At 68.8% G+C, this 18,283-nt stretch carries 17 protein-coding genes and 2 pseudogenes; 3 read left to right on the top strand and 16 right to left on the bottom strand.

Going from position 1 to position 18,283, the window contains the following annotated elements; translation table 11 throughout:
• Positions 1-166: 166 nt before the first annotated feature.
• Both AC5Y5E_RS25080 and AC5Y5E_RS25075 read right to left on the bottom strand, forming a co-directional pair.
• A complete protein-coding gene (locus AC5Y5E_RS25080) occupies positions 167-1,465 on the bottom strand; it encodes a glycosyltransferase (protein ID WP_499905884.1) in 1,299 nt (432 codons plus the stop codon).
• A complete protein-coding gene (locus AC5Y5E_RS25075) occupies positions 1,462-3,690 on the bottom strand; it encodes a glycoside hydrolase domain-containing protein (protein ID WP_499906372.1) in 2,229 nt (742 codons plus the stop codon). Before AC5Y5E_RS25075 ends, AC5Y5E_RS25080 begins: the two co-directional genes overlap by 4 nt.
• Positions 3,691-3,842: 152 nt before the next feature.
• Here AC5Y5E_RS25075 and AC5Y5E_RS25070 point away from each other — a divergent pair.
• A pseudogene (locus tag AC5Y5E_RS25070) lies at positions 3,843-3,932 on the top strand (nuclear transport factor 2 family protein); the annotation flags it as partial.
• A gap of 18 nt (positions 3,933-3,950) precedes the next feature.
• Here the strand turns inward: AC5Y5E_RS25070 and AC5Y5E_RS25065 are convergent.
• Both AC5Y5E_RS25065 and AC5Y5E_RS25060 read right to left on the bottom strand, forming a co-directional pair.
• Positions 3,951-4,629: pseudogene (locus tag AC5Y5E_RS25065) on the bottom strand (hypothetical protein); the annotation flags it as partial.
• A gap of 69 nt (positions 4,630-4,698) precedes the next feature.
• Entirely contained in the window at positions 4,699-4,902 is a 204-nt protein-coding gene (locus AC5Y5E_RS25060; protein WP_499905882.1) for a hypothetical protein, read from the bottom strand.
• A 142-nt stretch (positions 4,903-5,044) separates the two neighbouring features.
• On the opposite strand from AC5Y5E_RS25060, the gene AC5Y5E_RS25055 reads away from it, so the two are divergent.
• Positions 5,045-5,767: a ubiquinone/menaquinone biosynthesis methyltransferase gene (locus AC5Y5E_RS25055; RefSeq protein WP_499905881.1), complete on the top strand. Its 723-nt coding sequence runs from the start codon at positions 5,045-5,047 to the stop codon at positions 5,765-5,767.
• 34 nt (positions 5,768-5,801) lie between these two features.
• Here the strand turns inward: AC5Y5E_RS25055 and AC5Y5E_RS25050 are convergent, their stop codons facing one another.
• From AC5Y5E_RS25050 to bfr, 10 genes are all read right to left on the bottom strand, one after another.
• Positions 5,802-7,178: a PPE family protein, SVP subgroup gene (locus AC5Y5E_RS25050; RefSeq protein ID WP_499905880.1), complete on the bottom strand. Its 1,377-nt coding sequence runs from the start codon at positions 7,176-7,178 to the stop codon at positions 5,802-5,804.
• The gene (locus AC5Y5E_RS25045; RefSeq protein ID WP_499905878.1) at positions 7,175-8,539 is read right to left on the bottom strand and encodes a PPE family protein; all 1,365 of its coding nucleotides are present in this window, start codon (positions 8,537-8,539) and stop codon (positions 7,175-7,177) included. Before AC5Y5E_RS25045 ends, AC5Y5E_RS25050 begins: the two co-directional genes overlap by 4 nt.
• Before the next feature lie 219 nt (positions 8,540-8,758).
• Positions 8,759-9,193 (bottom strand): SRPBCC family protein, encoded by a 435-nt coding sequence (locus AC5Y5E_RS25040; protein ID WP_499905877.1) that lies wholly within the window; start codon positions 9,191-9,193, stop codon positions 8,759-8,761.
• A complete protein-coding gene (locus AC5Y5E_RS25035) occupies positions 9,193-10,035 on the bottom strand; it encodes a lysophospholipid acyltransferase family protein (protein ID WP_499905875.1) in 843 nt (280 codons plus the stop codon). The genes AC5Y5E_RS25040 and AC5Y5E_RS25035 overlap by 1 nt, the downstream gene beginning before the upstream one ends.
• Before the next feature lie 30 nt (positions 10,036-10,065).
• Positions 10,066-11,160 carry an amidohydrolase family protein gene (locus AC5Y5E_RS25030; RefSeq protein ID WP_499905874.1) on the bottom strand — a complete coding sequence of 365 codons (1,095 nt, stop codon included), beginning with the start codon at positions 11,158-11,160 and terminating at the stop codon, positions 10,066-10,068.
• Complete coding sequence (locus tag AC5Y5E_RS25025) at positions 11,157-12,509, bottom strand: type I glutamate--ammonia ligase (protein WP_499905872.1); 1,353 nt, start codon at positions 12,507-12,509, stop codon at positions 11,157-11,159. Before AC5Y5E_RS25025 ends, AC5Y5E_RS25030 begins: the two co-directional genes overlap by 4 nt.
• Before the next feature lie 22 nt (positions 12,510-12,531).
• Entirely contained in the window at positions 12,532-13,413 is an 882-nt protein-coding gene (locus AC5Y5E_RS25020; protein ID WP_499905871.1) for a TIGR03854 family LLM class F420-dependent oxidoreductase, read from the bottom strand.
• Positions 13,414-13,513: 100 nt separating this feature from the next.
• Complete coding sequence (locus tag AC5Y5E_RS25015) at positions 13,514-14,008, bottom strand: carboxymuconolactone decarboxylase family protein (protein ID WP_066932920.1); 495 nt, start codon at positions 14,006-14,008, stop codon at positions 13,514-13,516.
• A complete protein-coding gene (locus AC5Y5E_RS25010) occupies positions 14,005-16,101 on the bottom strand; it encodes an MDR family MFS transporter (RefSeq protein ID WP_499905869.1) in 2,097 nt (698 codons plus the stop codon). The genes AC5Y5E_RS25015 and AC5Y5E_RS25010 overlap by 4 nt, the downstream gene beginning before the upstream one ends.
• A gap of 65 nt (positions 16,102-16,166) precedes the next feature.
• Positions 16,167-16,646: a bacterioferritin gene (gene bfr, locus AC5Y5E_RS25005; RefSeq protein ID WP_499905867.1), complete on the bottom strand. Its 480-nt coding sequence runs from the start codon at positions 16,644-16,646 to the stop codon at positions 16,167-16,169.
• Positions 16,647-16,885: 239 nt separating this feature from the next.
• On the opposite strand from bfr, the gene AC5Y5E_RS25000 reads away from it, so the two are divergent.
• Positions 16,886-17,065 carry a (2Fe-2S)-binding protein gene (locus AC5Y5E_RS25000; RefSeq protein WP_067008254.1) on the top strand — a complete coding sequence of 60 codons (180 nt, stop codon included), beginning with the start codon at positions 16,886-16,888 and terminating at the stop codon, positions 17,063-17,065.
• Here the strand turns inward: AC5Y5E_RS25000 and AC5Y5E_RS24995 are convergent, their stop codons facing one another.
• Together AC5Y5E_RS24995 and AC5Y5E_RS24990 are read right to left on the bottom strand one after the other, a co-directional pair.
• A complete protein-coding gene (locus tag AC5Y5E_RS24995; RefSeq protein ID WP_499905866.1) occupies positions 17,066-17,815 on the bottom strand; it encodes an enoyl-CoA hydratase/isomerase family protein in 750 nt (249 codons plus the stop codon).
• 16 nt (positions 17,816-17,831) lie between these two features.
• Positions 17,832-18,275, bottom strand: coding sequence for a PPOX class F420-dependent oxidoreductase (locus AC5Y5E_RS24990; RefSeq protein ID WP_499905864.1), 444 nt, complete (start codon positions 18,273-18,275; stop codon positions 17,832-17,834).
• Between the last annotated feature and the right edge of the window lie 8 nt (positions 18,276-18,283).

Here is an 18,283-nt window from a genome sequence, read left to right as displayed (position 1 = left end):
TTCCAACTAGTTCTGAGAGTCACTGAAGCCAGATCACCGACGAGGCCACGCGGAGGCTGATTTGTGGCTTTCGTGAACGAAAATGCCCGGAGAACGACTCGATCCACGCCTGATCCTGGGGCACGCCGGGGCGGCCGTGGTACCGCTCGACGGCGGAGGGGCCCGTTCAGGTGCCGGTGGCCGCCAACTCGGCCGGCCCGACGTACCCCGGCGACTCGCTCGTCCCGAACATGTCGTCGAAGACCCGGAACCGATCGAAGGTCAGAGCGTGCTGCCGCGCTCTCATCTCCATCGCGTGTCGCTCGGACTCCGGCAACGAGATCGCCCGGTCGATGGTTTCCGCGAGCGCCGCCCGGTCGCTGTGCGGCACGATGAACGCGGTGTCGCCCACCGCTTCCCCGGTCCCACCGGTCAGGCAGGTGATGACGGGGCCACCGCCCGCGAGCATCTTCTCGGTCAGGGCGATCCCGAAGGTCTCGACGAACTCCGGTTCCGGCCGCGTCGGCAGGGCGTAGGCCGCGCAGCCGCGCATCAGCAGCGGCTTCTCGTCGTCGTCCACGTCACTCAGGAAGACGATGCGGTCGTCCCCCGCCGCCAGGTCCTTGTACTCCTGCAGTTGCGGTCCGGTGCCGGCGACGACGAGCTTGACTTTCTGCGCCGCAGCGGAATCGCGGTAGGCGTGGATCAGGTCGTCCACGCCCTTGGCCCGGGCGACCCGGGACAGGAACAGGACGTAGCCGTTGCGCTCGAGCCCTCGACTGGCCAGGGCCGCCTCGACCGCCTCCTCGTCGAGGTCGAGGAACGCCCCGGTGTTGATCGCCGGGTAGCTGATCTCGATCCGATCGCGGCATTCCTGCGCGAACCGGGTCCCGGCGCGTTCGTCGAGTTCGGTTGCCGCGGCGACGATCTCGTCCTTCGTGTATTCCGACACGGCGACGACCCGGTCGCTGCCGAAGTAGCGGGCCATCAACGCGATCGCGGCACCGACCCCCCCGTCGAGCAGGCAGTTACGAATCACATTCGTGACATCCGACCCGACCGCCTTCGCGATTGTGGTGACATCCGTGTCGAGACCTGCTGCGGCGGCGGCGGTCACCGCGTCCGCGACCACCATGGTGTGCGGCATCAGGTACATCGACAGGCAGGTCGTCGGAACACCGTCGGTGAGCAGTTCCACCAGGCGCCCGGTGAGGCCGGCCATGTAGCGACCGTCCGGGACGCGGTAGTCACCGACCGGTTCGGGCCGCTCGACGGTGATGCCGGGACTGTAGTCCTGCAGGCGATCCAAGGGTTTCAGCGGGAGTCCCGCACCTTCCAATACGGGAATCGGCCACGTCAACAGTCGAACGTCGTCGAACCCGCGCTTCAGCGCGACCTCGGCGAGGTTACGGGCCTCGCCGCTGTGGCCGCAGATGACCGGGTCGGCTCGGACGACGATGACGAGACGACGAAGAGGACGGTTCATGGTGCACCCTGGGTCGTCGGGACAGGGCCTCGGGCCGACGGCGGTCTCTCCGACCGGCCCCACGAACTGGGTTCCGGACCCAGCTCGATGTGCAGCGTTCCTGCTGCGTGCAACTCCCCGGCAGAGATGTGGGTTCCCTGAAGCGGTGTGCCGTTGAACGTTGCGGCTTGCACGTACTGCACCGACGGAGTCGAGTCGATGCCGTCGGACCCGATCGGCTGTTCGACGAATCCGCTGGTAGTGATGGTCAACTCTTTGCCCCGGATCAGTAAGCGGGAACGCTCGAAAGCCGGAGTGTTCACCAAGAAGAGACCTTGGCCGGCCACCGGGAAGAGCCCCAGCGACGCCCACACGTACCAGGCGGACAGGCCGCCGCTGTCGTCGTTACCGGGCAGGCCACCGGGGCCAGTGCCGAACTGCCACGTCAGCGCCGCGTGCACCACCTCGGCCGTCCGGTCGGGTCGGCCGGCATAGTGGTAAGCCCACGGGGCCTCCATGTCCGGTTCGTTGTTCAATCCCTCGAACCGGTTGAGCGCGTAGCCGATCTCCATCTCGGCGGGCTTCGGTTCGATGCCCGGCTGGGTCACCGGTTCGGCGCAGTAGCCGAAGAATGCGTCGAGCATGCCGACGAAGGCCTCGTCCCCGCCGGCGAGAGCGATCCGGCCGGCCATGTCGTGCATCAACCGGAACGAGTAGTTCCACTTACCGCCCTCGTAGTACTCCGAGTCCTTCAACAGGCCGTTCGAGGCGTCGAACGCGTTCACCCAACCCGCGCTGCGCTCCTCGGACTCCGCGGCGAGCCGGGTGTCCCCGACCGCGCGGGCGACCTTGGCGGTGCAGTAGTAGGCGTAGGCGAGGTCGAGGGTGTGGGTGATGGGGTGGACGATGCCCTTCTCGATGAAGTCCTCGCCGTACATCCGCCGTAGGTCGTCGACCATGTGGACCAGGGCCCAACTCCAGTCGATCTCCCGCAGGTTCAGTTCCTGCGCGTCGGCAAGGGCGGTGTGGGCCAACGCACTCGCCTGCCGGAAGAACCGGTCCGCCCCGCGGGCCATCCGGTAGCCGACGGGGAAGTTGCCCTCTTCCTCGCAGACCCGGATCAACGACTCCAGGAGGTCCGCGGCCCGTTCCGGCACGATCGCCATGAGCAGTGGGATCTGGGTCTTGTAGATGTCCCACATGGTGCAGACGTCGAACGCGAACGGCCCGCTGTTGGGCCAGAACGGGGACTCGTCGTCACCGAAACAGGGCTTGATCAGGGAGTGGTAGAGCGCGGTCCCGAAGACCTGACGGCGCGCCTCGGAGCCGCCTTCGACCTGGATCAGGTCGAGGTGTTCCTTCCACTTCTTCCGGGTCCGGGCGCGGACGACGTCGAAGGTGTGCTTGCCGCTATCGCACTCGGTGCGCAGGTTGTCGGTTGCCTGCTCGGTGCCGCGCAGGGAGAACCCGATCCGGACCTCGATCACGGTCCCCGCCTGGGCCGGCCCCATGAACAACAGCCCGAACGGCCGCAGGGTGGTCGGGCGGATGTAGTCGAAGTCGAGCCGGGTGCCCCCGTCGATCAGTCGCTTGTCGTGCCAGAGCATCTGGCGCCAACCGGGGGCCTCGACCTCGACGGCGACCGAGAGCGGCACCCCCTCCATGACCACGGTGCCCTGCGCCTTGCCGCGGCCGAGGTTCTCGACCTGCGCGCGCAGCGGCACCGTCCGACCGTGCTCGATCACCAGGCCGCCGCACGACAGGTCGAGCACGACGCGGGCGTTGCGGTGCTCGGGAAACGCGTAGCGGTGAACCGCCACCTTGTCCCCCACGGTGATCTCGCACCGGATGCCGTTGTCGAGGGTCGCCGCGTAGTACCCCGGCGACGACGTCTCGGCGTGGAGCGCCCACGCCGTCCCGAGGTTGTCCAGCGGGTCCAGCATCGGCGTCACGCGGGCGTAGTTGTAGTACTTGCGGATCGCCCCGGTGCCGGACTGCTGGAAGTGCGTGAACCCCGACGCCTGGGTCTCCGCGAAGATCTCCGGCGGCAGTCCCTCGGTGATCTTGGGGTACCGGCCGTAACCGGTCGGGTAGGCACCGGAGTACGCGCAGGCGGACACCATGCCGAAGGGGGAGACCGCTCCGGGGTGGGTGTTGCCCACCTGCGGCTTCGGCCACCACCAGGTCGCAGCGAGGTCCCGCGGCGACGGTAGCTGCGTCGCGGCGGTGCCGATGAAGGGATCAATGTGTTCGAGGATGGAGGCAGGCTACGCAGTCAGACGGCGACCACGGGTTTCCGCCGTGTGAACTCCGCGAGTCAGGCGGACGACGCCGCGGCCCGCCGTTCAGGTTTCCTCGGCGACCAACGGCCACAGACGCGGGTAGAAGATGCCAGGGAAGCCTCGTGGCCTTCGCGCCGCCCAACCACTTCGAGAACTTGGCGACCGCCGACACCAGCTTGGTGTTTGACGCGACGGCGTTGGTCTGAGGACGGTGTCGCCAAGAGTTACTTGAAGAAGTTGCTCAGGCCGAACAAGCCCGATATGAGATTGCCGGCGTTGAGTAAGCCCGAGACCTGACCGGATATGCCGGGATTCGAGGCGCTCGGGACCCCGGTGTTGAAGAAGCCCGAGACTAGACCGTTCACCGTGCTGCCGTAGGCGTTGTTTCCAAATCCCGACATAAAGCCGTCGGCTGTGGTGCCCCCGCTGGCGGTGTTTCCAAAGCCCGAAACGTCGAAGCCGGTGTTGCCGAGGCCCGAGGTGGTCAGGCCGCTGTCACCGGTCAGCCCCAGGCCCGTGTTCACGTTGCCCGAATTCCAGATGCCCGTGTTGACGTTGCCTGAATTCCCCCAGCCCGTATTCGTGTTGCCCGAATTCCGGAAGCCCGTGTTGCCGCCGGTATCCAGCGTGCCGCCCGCATTCCCGAAGCCGGTGTCCAACTGCCCCGAGTTGAAGAACCCGGTGTCCAGCACGCCGGAATTGCCGAAGCCGAAGTTGGCCGTGCCGGAGTTCCCGAACCCGATGTTCCCCAGGCCGGGAGTTCCCGATGCCGAAGTTGCCCTGGCCGCCCGGCGTGTTGATGGCCGCGTTGAGGATGCCGATGTTGCCGTTGCCGGAGTTGAAGAAACCGATGTTGCCGGTGCCGGAGTTGCCGATGCCGATGTTGCCGCTGCCGGAGTTCAGGCCGGATGTGCTCCGCTGCCGCGCACAATCGGGCGGAGGCCGTCGAAAACGGTTACCGCGCAGAATGATTCAGAGGTGCTCCATCAGGCGGGACATCAGCTCGTCCTCGAAAAATCGGGGCTCGTGCAGCGGGTAGGTCCGCGGCTCGGGCAGCCCGATGTGCATGTGCCCGATCGCGGCGATAACCGAGGCACCGGGCCAGTGGTGCTGCGCCTTGGCGTCGGGCGACACGGAATCGGATGGCGAGTGAGATTTGGGCAGTAAATGCAGCATGGCGGATGCCTTCGGATCGTGGCTGGCCCCTACCAGTAGTCAAGGCTATTAGACACATGTTAGACAGGCATCATGGCGTCGGCAACGCCGACCGTCGAGCTGGAACCAACCCGACCTCGATCGGAAGGGGTGTGCGGATCCGATGATCACCCGGCGATGGAACGAGTCCGACGAGGCCAAGAGCAGCTACGTCAAGGAGCTGTTTTCGGCGCTCGCGACGCGCTACAACGTGATGACCGATCTGTGGACCCTCGGGCTGCACCGCTTGTGGAAGCGCCAGGCCATGGAGCTTTGCGCCCTGCGGCCGGGCGAACGGGTGCTGGACGTGGCGACCGGAACCGGCGACCTCGCGTTCCTGGAGCAGGCGGCGGTCGGGCCGAACGGCCGGGTCGTCGGCGTCGACTCCTGTGCGGCGATGCTTGCGGTCGCCCGGGGGCGACAGCGCGGCGGCGTCGAGTTCCACGAGGGCGACGCCATGGACCTGCGCTTCCCGGATGCGTCGTTCGACGTCGTGACGATCAGCTTCGGGCTGCGCAACGTCGCGGACCGCGGCCGGGCGCTGCGCGAATTCCGGCGCGTCCTGCGGCCGGGCGGCCGGTTGATGGTGCTCGATTTCAGCAAGCCGAACTCGAAGACGCTGACGCTCCTGCACGACGCGCTGTACTTCGTCCTGATGCCGGCGCTGGGCTGGGCCGTGGCCTGGCATCGCGACGCCCACCACTACACCTCCGATTCGATCCGCACCTGGCTGTCGCGGGACGGGTTGACCGAGACGATGCGGGAATCGGGCTTCGTGGATGCCGGCTACGTCTCGTTGAGCAGCGGGTTCGCGACTGTTCATTTCGGTTCGCGCGAGGCCGCCTGACAGAGCTAACGGCAACGGCGGCAACGGATTCGGCTTAGCGCTGTAGGGCTTCCTGGATCAACAGGGTTGCCGAGCGTTTGAGCAGATCGCGCTCCCGGGTCAGGGCGGCGACCCCCTTCCGGAGCGCGATGAGTTCCTCACGCTCGCTCAACGGCGACCGCCCGTCGGGGGTCAACAGGTCGAATCCGCGCCAGTGTGCCTGCGCACGCGCGGTCGGGGCCTTTTCCGCGCCGGTTTGGGCCTGCGCGCGGCCGCCGGCGGCGCCCGCTCCGTTCCGTGGCGCGTTGACCACGCTGCCGATCGGGCCGATCGCGGGCACCCCGCCGAGCGAGGCCGCCGCCCCCACCTGCGGCACCGCGGCGGCCCCGGCCATCGGCAGTCCGCTGGCGGCCAGCCGGATCTCGGGGGCCGCGTTGCCCCAGGACTGCGGCACCGAAAGTCCGCCCACCGATGCCGCCCGGCCCGCCGATGCGCCGGCACCGCTCACCGAGCTCGCCAGGGTCGATCCCGCGCCCACGGGCACCCCGGAAACGTCGGAGGCCGCGGCCGCCGGCGCCGCGGCCTCCGACAACACCAATCCAGATTGGATCCACGGGTTTTCGAACGGGGCCACCAGGAACGAGACTCCCGAGGCGAGAAAGGCCCCGGTGCTGAAGAGGTTTTGATAGCCCGCGGTGCCGAACATCAGGCCTTCGAAGGCCTGGACCGGGGCGCTGTTCAGCAGGTCCAGCAGCCACTGCGCCGGGCCGCCCGAGGCGAGTCCTTGCAGCGCGTTGGGCACCGCGTTCAGTAGCTGTGACAGCGTTGATTGGATCGATGCGGCGGGTGTGCCGGTCGCCTGGCCGACCGCGGCGGCTTGGGTGGCGATTCCAACCGGGTCGGTGTCCTGCGCCGGGGTGCTGAACGGCGTCAGGGTCGTTGCGGCCGCCGACGCGCCGGCGTACCCGTACATGGCGGCGGCGTCCTGGGCCCACATCTCGGCGTACTGGGCTTCGGTGGCCGCGATGGCGGGGGTGTTCTGGCCGAAGATGTTGGTGGCCACCAACGCCGAGAGCGACGCCCGGTTGGCCGCGATCGCCGGCGGTGGCACCGTGGCGGCGTAGGCCGCCTCGTACGCCGCGGCCGCCGACCGGGCCTGGTTGGCGGTCAGCTCGGCCTGCATCGCGGTGGTATTCATCCACTGCACATAGGGGAAAGCCGCCGCGGCCATCGACGCCGACGCCGCGCCCAACCACTGTCCGCCGGTCAGCTGCAAGACCGCCGCCCGATACCCACTCACCGCCGAACCCAGCTCAACCGCCAGCCCATCCCAAGCCGATGCCGCCGCGACCAGCGGGCCCGAACCCGCTCCCATGTACATCCGCCCCGAATTGATCTCCGGTGGTAAGGCCCCGAAATCGAAGACGCTCATGGCCGGATTGCCTCCTTGATCAGGCGGGCGACCGCGTCTCGTTCCATCGCGAGATCGGCCATCTCCTGGCGCAGTTCGTCCAGTTCGGCGCGTTCGCGATCGCCCAACTCGCCATCCGGCTCTCGTCGGGTCGGCTTCGGCTGCGAATCCGATGGGCTCGCCAGCAGATTCCCGCCCGTCGCTATCTCGGGGATCACTTTGTGACGGGCACGGGAGCTGGAAGGACCTTCCCCGATCCGGGGTGCGTTGACGACGCTGCCGATCGGGGGCATGCCGCCGAACCAGCCGGCCGGCGCGGCCGCCTCCGCCCGGGGCAACGCGTCCAGGCCTGCTATCGGCAATACGCTTGCGGCAAGGCGGATTTCGGGCGCCGCGCGGCCCCAGGACTGTGGCACCGTGAGGTCGCCGACCGACGCCGCCCGGCCCAGGCCCGCCGATACGTCGGCACCGCCCACCGAGCCCGCCAGGGTCGAGACATCGGACGCCGCCAGGCCCGCCGGCACCGCGCCGGCCACCGGAGCCACCGGCGCCAGCCCCGGGAACGCTGCGGAGATCAACGGAGCCACAAAGTAGATCGCGTCGACAGCCAGGAACGAGCCGCTATTGCCGATACTGTTGACGGGCATGCTCACAGCGGCGCTCAAGGTGTTGAGTGCGACGCCCAGGGGGCTGTTCAAAAGGTCGATCAACCATGTCACCGGGTCGAACGACGGTGATCCCGCGGCGAGGCTTCCGAGCGCGCCGGGCACGGCCGACAAGGCGGAAAGTGCCTGTGACACCGTTGCTTGCGCCGACGAGGCCGCCCCGGCGGCGGGCTGGACCCCCGCCCCGGCGGGGTTGGTGTTCTGCGCCGGCGTGCTGAACGGCGTCAGGGTCGTCGCGGCCGCCGACGCGCCGGCGTAGCCGTACATGGCGGCGGCGTCCTGGGCCCACATCTCGCCGTACTCGGCTTCGGTGGCGGCGATCGCGGCGGTGTTCTGGCCGAAGACGTTGGTGGCCATCAACGCCATGAGCGACGCCCGGTTGGCCGCGATCACCTGCGGTGGCACCGTGGCGGCGTAGGCCGCCTCGTACGCCGCGGCCGCCGACCTGGCCTGGTTGGCGGTCAGCTCGGCCTGTATCGCGGTGGTATTCATCCACTGCAGGTAGGGATAGGCCGCCATCGCCATCGACATCGACGCCGCGCCCAACCACGGCCCGCCGGTGAGCTCCACGATCGTGGCCTGATACGCGCCTGCCGCCGAACTCAACGCCGCCGTCAGCCCGTCCCATGCCGACGCGGCCACCATCAACGGGCCTGAACCCGCTCCCATATACATCCGCGCGGAGTTGACCTCCGGCGGCAATGCCCCGAAATTCACGAGTACTACCTCCTCGCTAACTGGCCCCGGCGTAAGCATGGCGCTCTTCGCCTCGGAAGGATAGAAATCGAGACGACGATGCGGAGGGCGGCTTGTCACGGGCGGACTACGGACGGATGCGGGCGGCGCATCTGGCCCCGGTGGCCAGCGCGAGCAGACGCAAAATCGCCTACTAAAGCCCAAAATTGGGCGATTCTGCGTCTGCTCGCGGTAGAACGGCTACGACTCGGCCAGGCCTTTGAGGCACTTGAGGGTTGCGGACAGGTTGCGGCCCACCTGACGCACCGCGATGCGGTCGGCGATGTAGCCGATCAAACCGCCGGGCGCCTGATACGACAGCCGGAACGTCACCTTGGTCTTGCCGTCGGTGCCGTCGCGCAGCCGGATGCGCCCACGCAGGTTGACCCCGGTGATGCCCACCCACGCCAGGTCGCGGCGGTCGTCGAACTCGACCACCTCGATCAGCCCGCCGACCGGCACCGAGCCGATCTTCCAGTGCACGGTGTAGCGGGCCCCGAGGCCGCGGTCGATGTCGTTGGACGACTCCCACCGCTCGAGGCTGGTCATGAAGGACGGGTAGCAGTCCGGGTCGCTGACGATCTTCCAGACCGCGTCGCGGTCGGAGTTGATGACACAGCGGCGTTCGACGCGCATCAGCCGATCACCGGGAATCGACGCTCGGCGGCCAGGCGGTCGACGCCGCCCTGCAGGCTGGCCGTCACCTTGTCGTGCACGGCTTGGTCTTCGAATTCCGAGCCGTCGACGTCGATCGGGTGCTGCACCTCGATGACGATCTTCGTCGGCAGCGGAATGTGGCCCGCGAGGTCGCTGATGTTGAGGCCCCACGGCAGCGCCAGCGATATCGGGATGCTCTTGAGCCGCAGCAACTTGTCCGCCATCAGCAGCTTGGCCAGCCACTGTCCGCGGTTGAGGAACAGTGCGCTCTCCTGGCCGCCCACGCTGGCGACGGGGACGATCGGCACGCCCGTTTCGCGCGCCAGCCGCACGTAGCCCATGCGGCCGCCGAAGTCGACCTTGTGGCGTTCCCACGACGGGCGGAAGACCTCGTAGTCGCCGCCGGGATAGACCAGCAGCGCCGCGCCGGATTCCAGTGCCAGGCGGGCGTTTTCGGGGTTTGCGGCGACGGTGCCGAACTTGCGCAGCCAGCCCAGCGGCGGCGCGGACACGACGAGGTTGTGGGCCAGCTGATAGAAGGGCCGCTCGACGCCGAAGTAGGAGCAGAACGCGAGCGTGAACACGAACGTGTCCGGGGGCACGTTGCCGCCGCTGTGGTTACCGACCAGCAGCACCGGCCCGTCGGCCGGAATCCGGTCCAGGCCGCGCACGTCCGCCCGGAAGTACAGCGACGCCAGCAGCCAGGTGCCCGGAAGCTGGTCGCGGATGTAGTCGGGGTCGCGCTGGTCCAGGTCGGCTTTCGGGACCCGCGACACCACCTGGTTGCGGGCCCACTCCAAGACGTCCCCCATGGTCGCCATTACGGCGGGGTACCCCGGTGCTACCGGGCGTCAAACGCGGTAGATGCGGGCGGCGTTGTCACGGGCGACGAGGTCGACCACCCGGATCGCGTCGTCCCGGCTCCACTCTTCGTCGGCGACGAATCCGCTCAACACGCGATGAATACCCTTGCGCCACAACGTCGCACCGAGGAAGTGCAACTCCGCGGGGCCGTACCCGTCCGATGAGTACAAGATCCTGCGAAAGGGCGCCATTTCCAGCAGCCGCGCGATGAACCACGGGGCGCGCGCCCCCAGGTAATTGACGCTCAGCCCCCCGTCGACGTAGACGTTGTTGAACCCCTGCGCCAGGTAACCGGCCTCGCGCTCGTAGGGATAGCAGTGCAACAGCACGATCGGCGTGCCCCCGGACTGGCGCAGGAAATCGAGTAGCAGCAGCGGGTTGGCCCGGTGCAGATCGCAGTCCCGGTCGCCGAAGCCGACGTGGAATTGCAGGGGCTTGCCCAGCCGCAGCGCCTGGTGCAGCCCGAACCGCAGCAGCACCCGATCCCGTAGCCGGGTGCCGCCGTCGTGGCGCCACCGTCCCGCGGCCTCGGCGACCTGGGGCGCCGACGGTTCGCTCAGGTCACCGTCGAACCCGCCGCGGTAGGCCAGGATCGACTTGGTGCCGACCGCGGTGGCCGCGCGCCGGTGCAGGATCTCCTCGAAGGCCGACGCGTAGTCACCCGGCGCCTGCGCGGCCTGCTCCGCCACCTGCTCGAGCCGGATGACCTCGTGGGTGCGGTTGCCCGACCACTCGCGAAGCTCGGCGAGGCCGGCGACGCCGTCGATCCCGGTGTCCACCAGCCAGTCGCTCACCCCGGCGGTTGGCAGGAACAGGCGCGCCAGCTCCGCCTCGGTGTGCTGGCTGCGGTGTTCCCAGTAGGCTTGCGGTTCAACGTGTTTGGGCAGACCCAGGATGGGTGCGCAATGGGCGCGCACCGCGAAGCCGAGCTGGGAGTCGAGGCCGGAATCCATGAGCGGTTCGGTGTTGGCCTCGTTGAGGGCGTTCTCGAACCGCGCCCGATCCCCCGCCGCCAACCAGGACCCGTGCACGTGCTGGTCGATCAGCGCCACCTGATCGATGTGTTCGGCCAGGGCGTTCACAGGCTCCAGGCCATCCGGAACTTGTCCGCCAGGTGCTCCGGATCGAGGTCGCCGTAGCGCTGATGCTCCAGGCGCCGGACCGCGACCACCATGTCGACCGCGGCGTCGCCCAGGATTCCCCGCAGCAGCGCCGAACCATCAAGCGCGGCAAGGGCTTCCGACTGGGCTTCGGGCAGCCGCACGATGCCGGCCTCGGCGCGTTCCGACTCGGACAGGTTGGCCGGGTCCACGGTGATCTCGGGGGGCAGTTCCGCCTCGCGCCTGATTCCGTCCAGCGCCAGGCCGAGGATCGCCGCCGTCGCCAGGTACGGGTTGGCGGAGGGATCCACGATCTTGACTTCGACGTTGGCGCCACGAGGACTCGCGGGCCCGCCCTTGACGAACCGCACGGCGGCCTCCCGGTTCTCGGTTCCCCAGCATGCGTAGGCCCCGGCCCAGTTGCCGGGCCGCATCCGCAGACCCGACACGATCGATCCGCACAGGACGCCCTGGGCGTCGGGCAGCCCCGCGACCACCCCGGCGACGGCGTTCTCCCCCGCCGCCGTCATGCCCGCGCGCCCGGCCCCGTCGGAAAACAGCGGCCCTTCGGCGCTCGTCAGCGAAAAGTGTTGGTGTGCGCCGGATCCGACGCTGCCGGCGAACGGCGCCGGCGACATGCTGACGCGCAACCCTTGGCGGCGGGCGGCCCGGCCAATGATGAGCCGGGTCACCGCCAGCTGGTCGGCGGCGGCGACCGGAGCCAGCGGCGCCAGCGAGATCTCGAACTGGTTGGCCCCGTACTCGGGGTGGAACTGCTCGATCGCCACACCGGCCCTCGTGGCCGCGGCGTTGACGTCGCGAATGAAGGCCTCGTGTTCGAGCACGCCGGCGAGGCCGTACTGCGCCCACAGCGTCGCGGGCAGCCGGCCGCCGTCGGGGGCGACGAGGAGGAACTCGATCTCGTGCCCGACGACCGCCTCGAGGCCCGCTTCGTCGAGCGCGGCCTCGATCCGGCCCAGCGTTCCGCGGGCGCACGCCGGAACGGGCGTGCCGTCCTGCTCGAAGAACGAGGCGGGCGCCCAGGCCAGCCCGTCGCCGACGATCCGCATCGCCGACAGGTCGATGCGCAGCCGCTGGTCGCCGACCACCCCGACGTCGTCGCTGAAGGCGATGCCGCTCTGGTCGATGGCGAATCCGTGCCAGGACGGGCTGGCGCCCAGGCCGGGATCGGCGAAGGTGTTGGTGCGCCGGATGGGCACGGTCTTGGCGTGTGTGAGACCGGCGGGGTTCACCACGGAGCCGATGACGGTGTCGACGCCTTCGCCCTCCAGCTGGGCGATCGCGGCGGCGGCGAGGGGCGTGGCTGTCATGGCTGCCATTGTGGCAAGTCGATCAGTTCTGGCGCGGGATCAACTCGGCGGCGAACCGGTCGAGGAAGCCGTCCAGCGGCGCCATGCCGGCCGGGCGGATGACGAACTTTGTCAGCCCGGCGTCGAGGTAGCCGTCGAGTTGGCGGTGCAGCCGGTCCCAATCGGCGGCGATCAGCTCGCCGGGATCGAGTTCGGGGCGACGCCGGCGGGCCGCGGCCATCAGCTCCGGGGACAACTCGCCGTCCGCGACGGCCAGCGAGATGCCGTAGTGATCGGGCTCGATTCGCCTCCCGGCCCGCTCCGCGGCGCGTTCGATCGCCTCGCGCCCGGCGCGGGCCTCGGCAGGGGTGAGGAAACTGCCCAGCCAGCCGTCGGCCAGCGCGCCGATGCGCCGAAACGCCGCCGGCGCCGAACCACCCAGCCAGATGTCCAGCGGCGGCTCCGGCCGCGGGGCGACCGCGGCCCCGCTCACCGTGAAATACCGCCCGCTGTAGGTCGCCGAATCGTCGACCAGCGCCGCGCGCAGCACCCGCAGCGCCTCGTCGAACACCGCCGCGCGTTCCCCGTCGGGGACGACGAACACCTCGCGCTCGGCCGGGATCGCCGACCGCAGCCCGAAGACGGGCAGGACCCGCTTGGGGGCGACGGCGGCCAACGACGCGAGCTGCTTGGCCACCAGCACCGGGTGCCGGCCCGGCAGCACGGCCACCGACGTGCCCACCTTCAGCCGGGCCGTGCGGGCCAGCGCGTAGGCCATGCCGACCACCGGATCGACCGCCGGGGAGTAGACCAGCTCGGAGAACCACAGCGAGTCCACACCGCTGCTCTCCAGGTGATCGACGATGCCGGCGAGCCGGTCCGGAGGGGTATCCGCGCCCAGGCTGACGCCGAAACGAATCTTCACAGGTACCGCAACATGGCGGCGAGGCGATTTGTGCCCGCGAAACTTAACCGGCTGCGACGTTTCCCGGCACGCCGTCGCAGCCGTTGCAGTGTCGCGACGCCTAGGCGCGGCTGGGCAGGGTGAGCTTGCAGGCCTGACCGATGTCGAGGGTGCGCAGCATCCGGCCCATCCCGACCCACAGGGCGCAGGACATGGCGAGGTCGGCGAGCAGCTCCTCGGAGAAGTGCTCGTTGGCGCGGGCCCAGAAGTCCTCGTCGTCGCGCAGCTTGGTGTGTTCGGTGCCGAAGCGGTGCGCGAACTCGGCGGCCAGGCGCTCCTGCTCGCTGTAGCCGGGCCAGGTGCGCCACTCCAGCGCGTGCTCGTAGAGCTCTTCGTCGACGCCCGCCGCGGGCCCGTCGGCGTCGCGGGTGTTCATGCACACCGTGCATTCGTTGTCATGGGCGATGACCGTGCGCGCCAGTTCTCGGGTGCGCATGGGCAGCCGGTTCTTGGTGTAGACCGCCTGGCTGAAGTTGGCGATCGCGCCGCCGAGGTCCGGAGACTTCGCGGCCCAGCCATAGATGTCGTCGTCAGCGAACGTTCCGATTCGGCTCATGGCGTGATGGTACGCCCAGCCCCCTGACCTAGCGCGTTTATGGCCACCGTCGGCGTCTCGTCGTCCCAATCACGTTGGGCCAGCACGCGATGCGCGACGCGTTCGAGCGCGGCCTGCACCTGCCTGCGGTCGGGGCGCCCCTCGAAGCCGGGCGAGCGTTCCAGCTTGTCGACGAGCCAGGCCACGAGCAGCGCCTGGACATAGTCGACCTGCTGCGCCCCGGCGGGGGTCAGCCACAATTCGTCGCCGTCGCCCCGCGCGTAACCGGCGGCGACGAGGCGGGAGAAGGTGGGCTCCAGCACCTCGAACGGGATGCGCAGGTAGTCCGCTATGTCGGTGAGCCGCGCGACCCCGTACATCTGCCCGTAGCGGTTGATACGCAGGACGCCCCACAACCCGGCGACGTCGAGCCGGCAATCGGGTCGCATCGCGATACTGCGCAGTCGCATGCCGGGAACGCCCCGCAGCAGCCGGCCGATCGCGGCCTCCAGCATCTCGTCGGGAGTCTGGCTGGTCGGCATGGCAAACGCTTCACCGATGTCGCCCCGCTTGTTGCCGATGCCGCGCAGTGGCACCTCGCGCAGGAACAGCGCCAAGACGAAGCCGACCAGAGCGACCGGAACCGCCCACAGGAATACCTGGGTGAGCGAGTCGGCGTAGGCCCGCACGATCGGCGCGGCCATGTCGCGGGGCAGCCGGTGCAGCGCCTCGGGTGACGCGGCCGCCGCGGCCGGCGCGCGGCCGGCGGCCAGGGCCGGACCGATCCGACTGTGCAGGAAGTTGGTGAACAGCGAACCGAATATCGCTGCGCCGAAAGAACTTCCGATGGTGCGGAAAAAGGTCACGCCCGAGGTGGCGACCCCGAGGTCGTCGAAGCTCGAGGTGTTCTGCACGATGAGGACCAGCGTCTGCATGCACATCCCGATCCCCGCGCCGAGGATGACCAGGAACAGCGACTGCACCAAGGCCGACGTCGACGGGTCCATCCGCGACATCAGGAAAAAAGCCACCGCCATCACCGCGGTGCCCGCGACGGGAAAGACCTTGTATCGGCCCGTCCGGCCGACGAGCACACCGCTGCCCATCGACGTGGTCAGCATCCCCACCACCATGGGAAGCGTGCGCAGGCCCGACGTGGTGGCCGAGACGCCGTCGACGAACTGCATGTACGTGGGCAGGAACGTCAGGGCGCCCAGCATCGCGAACCCCACTACGAAGGACAGCACGCAGCACACCGTGAAAACCGGGCTGCCGAACAACCGGGTCGGCAGAATCGGTGCGGCCGTGCGGCTTTCGACCCAGACGAAGGTCCCGAGGGCCACCGCGGAACCGGCGAACAGCCCGACGATCGTCGCCGAGCCCCACGGATACGTGGTGCCGCCCCAGCTGGTGGCCAGCGTCAGGCCCGAGGCACCCAGCCCGACGAGCAGGATCCCGACGTAGTCGATGACCGGTTTGCTGCGGTCGGAGAGTGCCGGGATGGCCGCGGCCGCCACGAAGAAGACCACGACGGAAATCGGCACGTTGATCCAGAACGCCCAGCGCCAGGTGAAGTGGTCCGTGAAGTACCCGCCGAGCAGGGGCCCGATCACCGTGGTGACGCCGAATACCGCGCCCATCGCGCCCTGGTAGCGCCCGCGATCGCGTAGCGGAATCACCTCGCCGATCAGCGCCATGGCCGTCACCATAAGCCCGCCGCCCCCGATGCCCTGCAGCGCGCGCGCCGCCACCAGCATGCCCATCGACGTCGAGAGCCCACACAGCACTGACCCGCCGACGAAAAACACCACGGCCGCCTGGAACACCCGCTTGCGGCCGAACAGGTCACCGAACTTGCCGACGAGGGCGGTCATGATGGTCGACGCCAGCAGGTAACTGGTGACCACCCACGATTGATGGCCCGCCCCGCCGAGGTTGGCGACGATGGTCGGCAGCGCGGTCGCAACGATCGTCTGGTCCAGTGCCGCCATGAGCATGCCGAGCAGGACCGCCACGAAGATGAAATTCCGTCGCTGCGGGTTGACCGCGGCGTCGCCGGGCGGGGACTCGTGGGCCTGGCGGGTCGGAACCGCAGCCGGTGTCGTGCTCGTCATGCCTGCCCTTCCGTCGGCGCCCGATGCATACGGGTGCCCAGCGTCAGGCGGCGGCAATCAACTCGTCAGCTCGGCGGACGCGACACGCACTGCGCCGAGTACAGCTCCTCGCCCAGCTTTTCCATCAACTCCAACTGGGTCTCCAGGTAGTCGACGTGCTTTTCCTCGTCGGCCACGATCTTTTCCAGGATGTTCGCGCTGGTGCTGTCCTGCTTCTCGCGGCACATGATGATCCCCGGCTTGAGCCGATCCAGCACCTCGTATTCGATGGCCAGGTCGGCCTCGAACTGCTCGCGCAGCGTCTGGCCGACGCGCAACGAGAAGAGGCGCTGGTAGTTCGGCAACCCGTCGAGCAGCAGGATGCGGTCGGTGATCTCCTCGGCGTGGCGCATCTCGTCGAACGACTCTTCGCGGGTCTTCTGGGCCAGCTCGGTGAAGCCCCAGTTGTCCTGCATCTTTGAGTGCAGGAAGTACTGGTTGATCGCGGTGAGCTCGCTGGTCAGCTGCTCGTTGAGCAGGCGCAGAACATCCGGATCACCTTGCATCGTCACTCCTAGCGTCTGAGGGCTGTCACGTCTCGCCGCGGCGGCGGGCTGGGCTGAAACACCGGGCGCTACCAGCACTTTGCCATGCCGGATGGGAATCTTCCAGGAAGGTATGGCTGTGCTCAGTGTGTCGCGCGGGTCACTTTTTTGGGGTTAGGCGTCGCTAACCTACTTAGGGTAGACTTCGCTAACATGCGGCTGGTTCGCTCGGCTTACGCCCGCGCCCGAGGGGTGCGCTGATGTACGTATGCCTGTGCGTCGGGGCCACCAATCAAACCGTGTCGGACGTCGTGGCGCAGGGAGCGTCGACGTCCAAGGAGGTCGCCGAGGCGTGCGGGGCCGGCGGCGACTGCGGGCGCTGCAGGCGCACCCTGCGCGCGATCATCGCCGCCTCGCGCCAATTCGAGCCGGCCCAATAGCTAGCGCTTGTTGAAGTCCGCCAGGGCCGCGGCGTTGGCCTGTGCGCCCATCAATTCGGCGAAGTGAGCGCCCTCGCGTGCGCTGGCCGCCGCGATCTCGGGACGCACCGGTTCCATCATCGTGTGCTTGACGGCCATCAGGCTCGAAATCGGCCGGGCCGCAAGGACTTCCGCGTGGCGGCGTGCCTCGGGTAGCAGGTCCTCCGGGTCGCAGACCCGCCAGACCAGACCCATCCGCAGCGCCTCGTCGGCGTCGACCCATTCCGAGGACATCAACAGCCAGGCGGCGTTCTGCCGGCCCACCAGCTGCGGCAGCAGATACGACGAAGCCGCCTCGGGGGCCACGCCCAGGCTGGTGAAGGGGCACTTCAGCCGGGCAGTCGACGACATGAAGGCAAGGTCGGCGTAGCCGAGGATGGTGGCGCCGATCCCCACGCCGACGCCGTTGACGGCGCAGATCAGGGGCTTCGGGAACGCGGCGAGCGCGTCGATCAGGCCGGGGAAGCCGTGCTTTCCGGGCGTGAAGCCCGGGTCGGTGATCCGCGCCTGCATCTCGGCGAGGTCGGTGCCCGCGCTGAACCCGCGGCCCGCGCCGGTCAGCAGGACGACGGCGACCTCGGGATCGTCGGCGGCGGCCAGAAGCGCGTCCGCCGTCGCGTCATACAGCGCTTCGTTGAACGCGTTGAGCGCCTCGGGCCGATTGAGCGTGAGGGTGCGTACCCGGTTCTTGTCGTCGATCTGCAGCGTCACCGCTGCAGCCTAACGGTCAGCCGTTGCTGTAGACGCGGGTCGGCGCGATCAGCACCACCGCGCGCCGCTCCTTGGCCATGACGCGGTCGTACTCGTCCCAGTCGTCGTGGGTACCGCCGGCGGAGGTGAACACCTCGCGCAGCAGCAGCCGCAACTGGTCGGCGTCTCTCAGCCAGCCCTGCGCGTCATCCGGGCCGGCCAGCTCCGCACGGCCCTCGACCGTCGCCCACTGCCAGCCGTTCTTGAACGTGACGGCCAGTTGCGGGCGTGCTCGCAGGTTGGCGAGCTTGACCTTGCCGTACGTGGTGAAGGCCAAGCAGGGCTCACCGGTGGCCGGATTCGGCAGCAGCCCGACGTTGACCAGCGAGGCCTGCACGGTTTCGTCGGCGCGAATCGTCGAGACCACGGCAAGACCGCTCTCTTCCTTGGCCAGCGCCACTGCCTCGTCGAGCGTTGTCATGAGCGATC

It is taken from the genome of Mycobacterium sp. NGS54 (assembly GCF_059812465.1).
The sequence above is the reverse complement of the archived record's forward strand: the minus strand, read 5'-3'. Positions and strand labels throughout refer to the sequence as shown.